Annotated in this window: 8 protein-coding genes and 1 pseudogene; 3 read left to right on the top strand and 6 right to left on the bottom strand. The window is 39.3% G+C overall.

Annotation, left to right across the window (positions count from 1 at the left end; all coding sequences use genetic code 11):
- Positions 1 to 165 precede the first annotated feature (165 nt).
- Entirely contained in the window at positions 166 to 894 is a 729-nt protein-coding gene (locus AAFM34_RS19225) for a hypothetical protein (RefSeq protein ID WP_341665627.1), read from the top strand.
- Between the two features lie 80 nt (positions 895 to 974).
- Here AAFM34_RS19225 and AAFM34_RS19220 read toward each other — a convergent pair whose 3' ends face one another.
- Together AAFM34_RS19220 and AAFM34_RS19215 are read right to left on the bottom strand one after the other, a co-directional pair.
- Positions 975 to 2,264: an MFS transporter gene (locus AAFM34_RS19220; RefSeq protein ID WP_341665626.1), complete on the bottom strand. Its 1,290-nt coding sequence runs from the start codon at positions 2,262 to 2,264 to the stop codon at positions 975 to 977.
- The gene (locus tag AAFM34_RS19215; RefSeq protein WP_341665625.1) at positions 2,236 to 2,973 is read right to left on the bottom strand and encodes a PAS domain-containing protein; all 738 of its coding nucleotides are present in this window, start codon (positions 2,971 to 2,973) and stop codon (positions 2,236 to 2,238) included. The genes AAFM34_RS19220 and AAFM34_RS19215 overlap by 29 nt, the downstream gene beginning before the upstream one ends.
- Positions 2,974 to 3,359: 386 nt before the next feature.
- Between AAFM34_RS19215 and AAFM34_RS19210 the strand changes: the two genes are divergently transcribed.
- A complete protein-coding gene (locus tag AAFM34_RS19210; protein ID WP_341665624.1) occupies positions 3,360 to 4,100 on the top strand; it encodes a hypothetical protein in 741 nt (246 codons plus the stop codon).
- A gap of 79 nt (positions 4,101 to 4,179) precedes the next feature.
- Here the strand turns inward: AAFM34_RS19210 and AAFM34_RS19205 are convergent, their stop codons facing one another.
- From AAFM34_RS19205 to AAFM34_RS19195, 3 genes are all read right to left on the bottom strand, one after another.
- A complete protein-coding gene (locus tag AAFM34_RS19205; protein WP_341665623.1) occupies positions 4,180 to 5,076 on the bottom strand; it encodes a LysR family transcriptional regulator in 897 nt (298 codons plus the stop codon).
- Between the two features lie 490 nt (positions 5,077 to 5,566).
- Positions 5,567 to 6,526, bottom strand: a complete 960-nt coding sequence (locus tag AAFM34_RS19200; RefSeq protein ID WP_341665622.1) for a transposase — start codon at positions 6,524 to 6,526, stop codon at positions 5,567 to 5,569.
- Positions 6,527 to 6,893: 367 nt separating this feature from the next.
- Positions 6,894 to 7,592, bottom strand: a complete 699-nt coding sequence (locus AAFM34_RS19195; RefSeq protein WP_341665621.1) for a cytidine deaminase — start codon at positions 7,590 to 7,592, stop codon at positions 6,894 to 6,896.
- 303 nt (positions 7,593 to 7,895) lie between these two features.
- Here AAFM34_RS19195 and AAFM34_RS19190 point away from each other — a divergent pair, with 303 nt between their 5' ends.
- Complete coding sequence (locus AAFM34_RS19190; protein WP_341665620.1) at positions 7,896 to 8,636, top strand: SDR family oxidoreductase; 741 nt, start codon at positions 7,896 to 7,898, stop codon at positions 8,634 to 8,636.
- An 84-nt stretch (positions 8,637 to 8,720) separates the two neighbouring features.
- Here the strand turns inward: AAFM34_RS19190 and AAFM34_RS19185 are convergent.
- Positions 8,721 to 9,433, bottom strand: a pseudogene (locus tag AAFM34_RS19185) (hypothetical protein); the annotation flags it as partial.

Below are 9,433 nucleotides of genomic sequence, written 5' to 3'. Positions count from 1 at the left end.
TGAACAGCAAAATGTCGCTTAATGAAGTGTCCAGTCTGGCTGGAGCAGATCATTAACTATTGTCTCGCTTTTTAGCAGGATATCCCATAAATAATCATTTGCCCCACTAATAACAAAAATAACAATATAGATAGTAAGGATTCCGATAAGATTAGTGAGGATATTATGAAACTCAACCTATTTCCTTCAAGTTCAAAACACCCTGTTTACCAATGTGGAAGTACTAATACTTCATTCCAAGTTAGGGGGGTTTTTAGCAAAAAATCTAAAGCACCATATACAGTAATCAATTCTGCAGTTAAGTCCACCGAAAGAAATGGAACTCATCAGCGTATTATCGATAAAGCCATGAAGAAGACTTTAGCCGAAGCAAAGAAACCCACCAAAAAAGAGAGTAATATACAATATGAAACTCTTTATAATCATGTTGTTTTCCGAGCAACCTCTGAAGTGAATGCACATTTAGAAAAAAAAGCTAATGAAATTAAAGATCCAGATATAATAAAACAAGCTCAGCGTAATATTGAGAAAAACTTAAAAAACCACTTAGATACCGATTGTCTAATGAATTCAGGACCACTCCGTACTTATCTGGTTTCTGGAATGGAAAAGAATATGGCACGTTTGAGTAAAAAGGAAAGAGAAGAACTTATTAGTCTGGCATATAAACAACTTGACCAAAATATTGATGAAATCATTAGAACTCAGAAGCTCGATACTTATTCGGTAAAAGAAATTACGCAATATGCAAGCCTGCTTGTAAATAACGAGTTTCCTGAAAAAATAAAAGAGGTTGCCACACCCTCTAGCGCTATACAGGAAAAAAAGTCATTCAAGAAACTTCTCAAGCGCGATCAAGATTTTCCTATGGCTTTTCGTCGCCATCAAAGTTAGTGTTTAAAAATCGTCTCTTTGCCACCGTCATGGCAAAGAGGCGTATGATAGAGCCTATGACTCCTTTACTAAACTGGCTGTTAATCTTGATACTGGAGTTCTAGGTGGTTGTCTAGCTCACGCTCAAACTTAGCAATCACACATAAACTTAATATCAATACCACTCCAATCATCAATGCTGGGATCATAAGAACCCCAGTTTGATTGATTAACCAAGTCGCGATCAGTGGAGAAAAACCACCAAAGAAAACCGCAGGCAATGTAAATGTCATGTTCATTCCAATCCCCCGAATACTCGACTTAAATAACCCACCTAAAAATCCGAGCGCAATGGCATCGATAACCCCAATTAAAATTGAGAAAACCACACTAATGCATGCCAGTGTCACATAGCTTTGGTCATGGGTAAGCCAGTAGAAGGCGCCAATCACAGCAAGCACTTCAATATAAAGAAAATGAAATAGCAGTTTCTTTCCTTCAAAACGAATTAAAGCCAAACCCGTCAATATCACTGTGATCACCATGATAAAAAGACTCATGGTATTAAACGCAGACGCAGTAAGCTTTGGCACGCCAAGGAACAGATTTAAGTAGCTCGGGAACCAGATAAACATCAGATAAAACGAGATTTGCAAGGAGGCAATGACTGAGAAGCCGACCAGAAAAGCGTGCCTATGTTGATAAATTTGCGCTAGATAGCCCATCACTTTTTGGGCCTCTGACGCTTTTTTTGCTGTGGAATCGAGTAAAAATAAATCCTTTCGCAACCAAAATAAGAACAATATTAAAGGGATAGAAAGATAAAAGGGATACTTCCATGCGCCCGCTATAATTTTCTCTTGGGTGAGAAACGTGTTCATTAGTGTAATGGTCAACGATGAGAGCAAAACACCAATCAAAGAACTGCAATTAACCAAGGCACAGGCAAAACGTTTAAATTTTGTCTCAGTATGGTTATAGGCAAAGGTCGCCGTTACAGGCAGCTCACCACCAGCAGCAAAGCCTTGCACTAAGCGCGCGGCCACCAAAGCGATAGGTGCTGCAATACCAATACTGGCATAGCTAGGTATCAGCACGATAATAATGGGCGGTATTGCCATCATCATCATAGAAATTCTAGCCGCTTTCGATATAGAAGCACTGTCTGACAACCAGCCAAAGAACATACTACCAAATGGTCTTGCCAGATAGCTGAGCGCGAACACACCAAATGTTTCGATAGCCGCAGAGATAGGATCCGATGAAGAGAAAAAATACTGACCAATCGAAGCATATAAATAGGCAAAAATAATATATTCATACCATTCAAAAACATTGGATACAGTAGTAATTTGTATAACTTTACTTAATTTTAAGGTTTCGGCGTTCATTTCTAATTAGTTCCAAAAGTACAGACCATAGGTATTCATTGGCAAGCTTGGTTTGCTTAATTTTTCGAATGTTCTCTTCCACTGTTCTTGTCGAGATCCCCATCTGAGTTGATACAGATTTTTGATTACCCAAAGCAGCAGTACGCAATATGGTTTCCATTTCTCGAAGCGACGGCGTTTTAATAAATAATGATTCAACGGATAGATACTTGAGGAAATAGCGAACCGCAACAAGGTGGGAAGAATAAAAGTCGACATAAAGTCTGAGTAAAGACAGCCTATCTACCTCATCGGTTAAGTTTTCACTGAAGGTAAAAATAGACGTAACTTTGTCAGATAGTTGGCTAACCATCGGCTTTTTGATCATGTTCTGAACACGCAACGTGCCGTCTTGGCAAGGAATCGCTCTCATATTATCTCGCCCCGACATGCGCTTTTTCACCACAAACGAGTCTAAATCTGAAATAGCGCGTTCGAACTCATCATGCCAGCGATGAGTCACTTTTCCTTTGAGCTCTTTCGAGTTCAGGCCCACTATTTCATTTTGGTGGCTTAGGCCAAATAATGAGATACTTGATTGATTTGCATACAAATATCGCCCACTACTGTCTTTTAACATGACAGGGTTAGACATCTGGTCCGCTAAATCTACCACATCGTCGATAACATAAGAGTTAAGCGCTAACTTATTGTCCAAATCGGGTAGCACAACTATACATCCTTGAATGCAGTGCACTCTATCACATAATCATCTACCTATTAAAGTGAATCTCTTTACTAAGAAGAAAATCGAATAAGTGAGTTTAATAACGAGTATTTGTGAACTAGAGGTATTAGATATTTTTAAGACCTCTTACCACAGCTCAAAGCAGTGGATCCTAGGCGAAATTAAGTACAGTCAATCAATTTTACAGCTTAAAAAATAAGCGTGGAAAATTTCCATTATAAGCAACTAAATGCAATGTAACTTGCTTGATATTATGAGTCCTGTGCCTTGTTGATGCACATGCTAAACATTTTCCTACTAGTTAGGGAATGACATTTATACCTTTAGGTATTTTAACTTTTTGATTTCATTGTACATAGGAAATTTATATGAAAAGGGCAACTCTTAGTTTAATTACTGTATCTATTTTATTATCTGCAGGTGCAAACGCTGGATTAAAAGGAGATCCTAAGCAGCAAATCTGCATCAATATCACCGAGTCTCCATACGAAGATATTTCGGTTGAAACTCGCCAATATATTAATGATACGGGTAATGGCGGAATGGAAAACTCTTCAACCCAAAACTTCACTATTCCTGCCAACTCAGAACCTGGCGAGTATTGTACCAACACTTTTGAAGGCAAAATTACCCGCAGCGGACAAGTCGGCGCAGAAATTAAAGTCAAGCAAAACGGCGAGGTTCAAGATCAGTTCAATTCCTACTCTTACTTTGATGGTGACGGTGGTAGTAACAACTGGGATCTTTACGAACAAAGCCGTTGCTCTATCGGTTCAAGCGAGGGAACAGGTGTCCATCTTAGAGCAACCGATAAAAACGACAACCTTAAATCGACCTGTAATATGATCTACAACGTTCCTGACAAAAACATTGCTAAGGTTATTTTTACTCCTGTATTGGACCAAAATCCTGACCAAGGCTACCCGCATTATGATGAAGAAGCAGTTCTTGCGGGTGAGGAGCCATACGACCATAACGATATTGTATTCCAAGAAGCTGATGAAAACCTTTACCAATGTAAAGAGTCTAATTGGTGTAATGGTGACCCTGATTATTATTCACCAGGTACTGGAAGCAATTGGGATCAAGCCTGGAACCGCTACAATTAAGATACCGTTTATTAATAACACGGCCGTTACCTTAATGTAACGGCCCTTTTTCGTGTATAAGAAAGAAATAATGATAAGCTTATGTCAGTTCTTTATACTTCATCTTTATCGTTTTTATCAAAAATTTAAAACAGTCTCCAGCGATACCATCACGGCTCATTAGCAAGTGTTCAATGCGCCATGTCATGTTTAGAAACTCTGCTTCTAATGGTTTAATGTCTGGATACTTATCCAATACCTTAAGAGCGGGAAGGACTGCCCATCCCCCGTATTTCAAAAAACTGGCTATAAGATCTACGCTACCTAAAACTACCTGATGACCAGAAAATGAACCTTTTTCCGCTAAGCCTGCCTCAAAAGTACTCTGCAGAACATAACGGGTATCATAGAGTAGATCTCTAAATTTGATAGGTGCTAACTCCTGCAGGTGAGAGTCAGCACTTGTATACAGCTTACTGGGTATTTTTCCAAGATAACACCCACACAAACCAGCTTTAGGCAGCAAAGTCATAGACTGATCGTTTTTAAGCATGATCACTGCATCCAATTCTGATTCTACAAGTTTAGGTAGAGCCTTATCTCTGCCAAGAAACATCCAATCGACTTTGGCATTCGGATTATGTTCTTTGAGGACTTTATTAACGCTAAGGATGAAATCATTAGGTAAACTAGCATCTAAGGCTACACGAAAGTGAATTTGTTCAGGTAATGACAATACATCAGCATAGGACTGAAGACCTTTAGCTTGCCTTAAAAGTCCATTTGCTAATCGTAATAGCTGGATCCCTTCTTTTGTGATAACAAGGCTATTGCCCCTTCTTTCAAACAAAGTTGTATTCAGCGCAATTTCAAGATTACTGACATGCACACTCAGTGTTGTTCTATCCTTACCACTTGCACGAGACGCCTTGGCTAGAGAGCCATGTTCTGCGGCTAGTGTAAAAGAAAGTATTTGATCTAATGTGTACTGGATCATCAGACTCCCAACCAAAGTAATCCGTACTTGTCCATCAATAAAGTCTGAACGAGTAACGTAAAAAGACTATGTATTTTAACTGAATAGTCAAAAATAACCACTAAACACATGATTGTAAAGAATAATTTATATAAACAATGATCCCCCGTAAACACAGAACCCAGCATTTACCTCAACACCATAACTTACTTTAAAAGTAACAATTACATTCACAAAATAAATAAGAAACCAAATTAAAAGGGGCATGTCCATGTTGTCCCGTGTCCATGTTGTCCTGGGAGTGTCCATGTCGGACACACACCAGTAACAAGAAAGATAAATTATCCATGTCACTTTGAAGTCTGTTTTGATGCACCGCCTATTTTGAGAAATTTCGTTGTCGATTTAGACTAGAGGAAGGTATTTTTGATTGAATATCGATATGTTTATTTCAACGCTGTATCAGCCTTCAAGCTGTGGGTATTTATTTCTAAAGGCCTTCGAGTGACTTTTATTCAAAGGCGAACAAATGAAGCTTTTTCTTATTAAGAGCAGTTTTGGCGATCATTGCCTGTGCATGACTACCTACCGCAGTGACGTGGAATTTCTCCAATTGTGTACAAACCTTTAGCCAGTTATTTATGTTTCCCCCGAGCCTGTCTAGTATGGGAGGCTGGTTCGTATTCATAAATTCCTTATTCGGCCGAATTTGGCGGGCTGTCCAATCAACTAATTCAATATAATCCATCAATCGAAAAGGAATGCCATCTCGGCTTGAATTATTCTCATTACCGATAAAAGGATGGAGGCAAGGGGCTGTAGCCAATTGTTTATCTAGTGCGTCGATTCGAGCTTTGATAGAGGTAAATTCGGAGTCTTCTGGTTTAGTGGCAATGCCTGCGCGAATAGGATTTAGGTCTACGTACGCCATTGCAGCGGCGAGGGCTTTTTCATCAAGCAAGGCTTGGCTTTTAAATCGACTTTCCCAGAAATGGCCAGTGCAGTTGTCTTCTTTGTTAGCTTTACAAGCAATCTCGTAGTTAAGCTCTTTCATATACCAGCTCAAGTTCCACAAACGTTCTCGCCAAACCTCAATGATCTCCATACATTTTTCCTGGTCAATTGGGTTTGTGAGTTGGGCACGAAGCCAGCGTTGAATAATAAGTGGTAACTTATGAACCATTCCCCAGCGCTCAACGACCTGGTGATGTGACAAGGCCAAGGCTCTCTCTCGATTGATATTAACGACTAGGTGGTAGTGATTACTCATGATGGCGTAAGCACAAATATCAATACAGTAGAGATCAGAAAGTGAGTGAATTTTATTGACGATCCATTCTCTGCGATGTTCATAACTCACTTGGTTTTCGGTGTCTTCACCACATAAAAAACTGCGCCTCACACAACGAGAAACGCAGTGATAATAGGGTGTCGCTTCAATCGAAATAAGTTGCTTGCGTGCAGTCGTCATGAATATGTCTCCTTATTGGAATAATAAGAAGTTAGCAATCATTCAAACAAGTGGTTGCAATCAGTCTCCCGAAAAGGAGTAAATCATACTTATTTAGTCCTTTGGGTGTGTGTCCTGAACTCTTACAGGGTTAGACATCTGGTCCGCTAAATCTACCACATCGTCGATAACATAAGAGTTAAGCGCTAACTTATTGTCCAAATCGGGTAGCACAACTATACATCCTTGAATGCAGTGCACTCTATCACATAATCATCTACCCATTAAAGTGAATCTCTTTACTAAGAAGAAAATCGAATAAGTAAGGTGTGTTCTTAAATTTTTCTTTAAATACAAAAAGAGCCGCATCCGCGGCTCTTAATCGCAATTAAAGCATGTTTCCGACCTGATGACCTGCCTCATCAAGAGCGCTATTCACAACTTTCGAAATCGCTGGATAGCCATTCTCTTCATCATCCCATTCAATACCTTCTGGGACTTCGATTTCAACAAGAATAGGGTTTCTCATTTGAATTTTATTGTCACTTAGGCGAACGATAGTAACCTCTCCATTCACATAACCACGTGGGTCACTGAGGGGAATAAAACCGTAGTAATCGCGAATGGTTCCTGCATTTATTACCTGAATAACGAGTAAATGAGAGGCATCATACTTTTCTCTTAATTTAGAAACGTCAAAGTTAAAGTAACCGTCTTTTTGCTCTGCTTCAGGCAATTCATTGGCATCACTAACATCGAAATACTTTTGAAGAACGATGACGTCTTTCGCACCTTTTGCTTTTAATATTTCAGCAATGCGAGGCTGATGCCCCTCAAGCGTTTCATAATTTAACGTTTCGATATGATTTTCAACAGAGTCTGTAATCGCCTCATTGATGGCAATGTCGAGTAACCCCTGTGCTCCACTGCGTGAGGCACTCATTTGAGGCTGTTTAACAAATGCAACAACAACAGTTTCAACCAACTCTTTTTCCCAGTAATTATCGGGCATTTCTACAACTCTTGACGCACAACCACTTAACACTGCAAAGCTCAGCATAGCAGCAAATAACTTTATATTTTTCATTATGTTTTCCGTAGAATTTCAAAGCGACAAGAGGCTAACAATATTAACCACATCAATCAATATTGCATTTAAACATTCAAATATAAAATCAATTATTTTTCATACAATCAGTGTTGGCATTAATACTGGTAAATGTAAAAGATACAGAGATTCTAAAATTCGAGACAGCTTGTTTGATGTCTATATTTAGGCAAATAGCCATAGAACAGTATTATTAGAAAACCTATGGACTTATAATGATACTTGTTAAAAATAGCCATTCGTTACATAAGCCTATCGTAAAAATAACAGGATAAATTGTTAATGAAAAAAACACTTATTACCTGCGCTACCAGCCATATAGGGTTTGAACTGTCCAAAAGGCTTGCGCCTAAACATGAGTTAATTTTGACAGGTAGAAATGAGGGGAAGTTAAGTGACTTAGAGAAAGCAAGCGATAATATCCAATGCCATACAATGGATTTTTTTGACTCTGAGAGTATTTATAACGTCGCCAATAAACTCGAACAGCTAGATAATATCGTGTTTATCATTCCAAGAATTCCTCCATCAAATGAAGTTTTCCCTAGTGATGAAGAGTGGCGCCAGCTCTACGATCACTACTTTATTAAGCCACTGAGTTTATTGAAATACATCATAGAGAACCAAGTGTTATCAGCGCATGGAAAAATCGTTTTTCTCTCAGGCCTTAGCACTAAGTCAGCGTTATCCAATCACTCGGCAAGTAACTGCATCAGAAACGCATGGTTAGGCCAAGCAAAAACGATGGCACTATCTTTGGGCAATAAAGGTATTTCCGTCAATACACTTTCAATTGGAGGCGCGCTCACTGAAACCTATGTCAATAAGATGAAGTCGAAAGCTGAGTCAAACAACTTACCTTACGAGCAGCTCATGGAAAACGAAGTAGAGAACATTCCTCTTGGTAAATATGCCTCAGTTGAAGATATTGTTGACTCCTTAGAAGCCCTATTGGGCAATTTAACCAACCATATGACAGGGCAAAACATATTGCTTGATGGCGGTTTCTTTAAAGGTTACTAATCCTGAATATCAACCTTAGCACCTTTACCTACATGTTCGGTAAGGTGCGTGCCCCCTTAACTTCCAACTTCATTCCACGTTGACTTAAAACGTATGCTTTGCGTATAGCTCTGGTAACTCATGCTCTCTTGCAAGAATCGCGGCTAATCTGCTATCAAAATCTTTCGGTTTTTTGTCTTGGTACAAATATGTTTTCGGCTGCGGGCGATAAAAACTCTCACCTGTGATGACCGCTTTTTTGCCTTTATCCATAAAAGCAAAAAGTTGAGCCATGAGAAAGGTATTGTCATCTTCGCTGTTCATGTGCGCCTTACCCGTTGGCTGCAAACCAAATAGTGTTGGCCAATAACCGCTTTGATGCTTTTTGCTCTCTCCGTATAAAAACAGGGTCAACCCTATCTTATCTTCTCTAAACCCAAGGTTTTCAAATCGGCACGCGGCTATTTTTCCAAAGCGCCATGTATAAACAATACCTCTCTTCCGATCAAAATAAATATCTGCGAGGCGAGGGAAACGAATCAATAGAAAAGTAAAAAGGATAGTAACGAAAGCAAGAACACCAAGGATTATTAGCTGTTGGATAAGATATTTTTTATCACTTTCGTCACCATATTTCATAATAGCCTGAACATAGGTCGCCCAAGTCACTTTCCCCTCTTCGCCAAGCATCGATACATGAAGGTTGTATTCATTTGAATCAACAGTACGCCCTCCCTCGTCAATAATTGCTATTCGATGCACGGCACTGAGGGATCCCCTCATAAATCCGCCAGTGCATAGCCATCTTTTAAGAGCTG

Origin of the sequence: Vibrio sp. (assembly GCF_038138445.1) — a bacterium.
GTDB lineage: Bacteria > Pseudomonadota > Gammaproteobacteria > Enterobacterales > Vibrionaceae > Vibrio.
The sequence above is the reverse complement of the archived record's forward strand: the minus strand, read 5'-3'. Positions and strand labels throughout refer to the sequence as shown.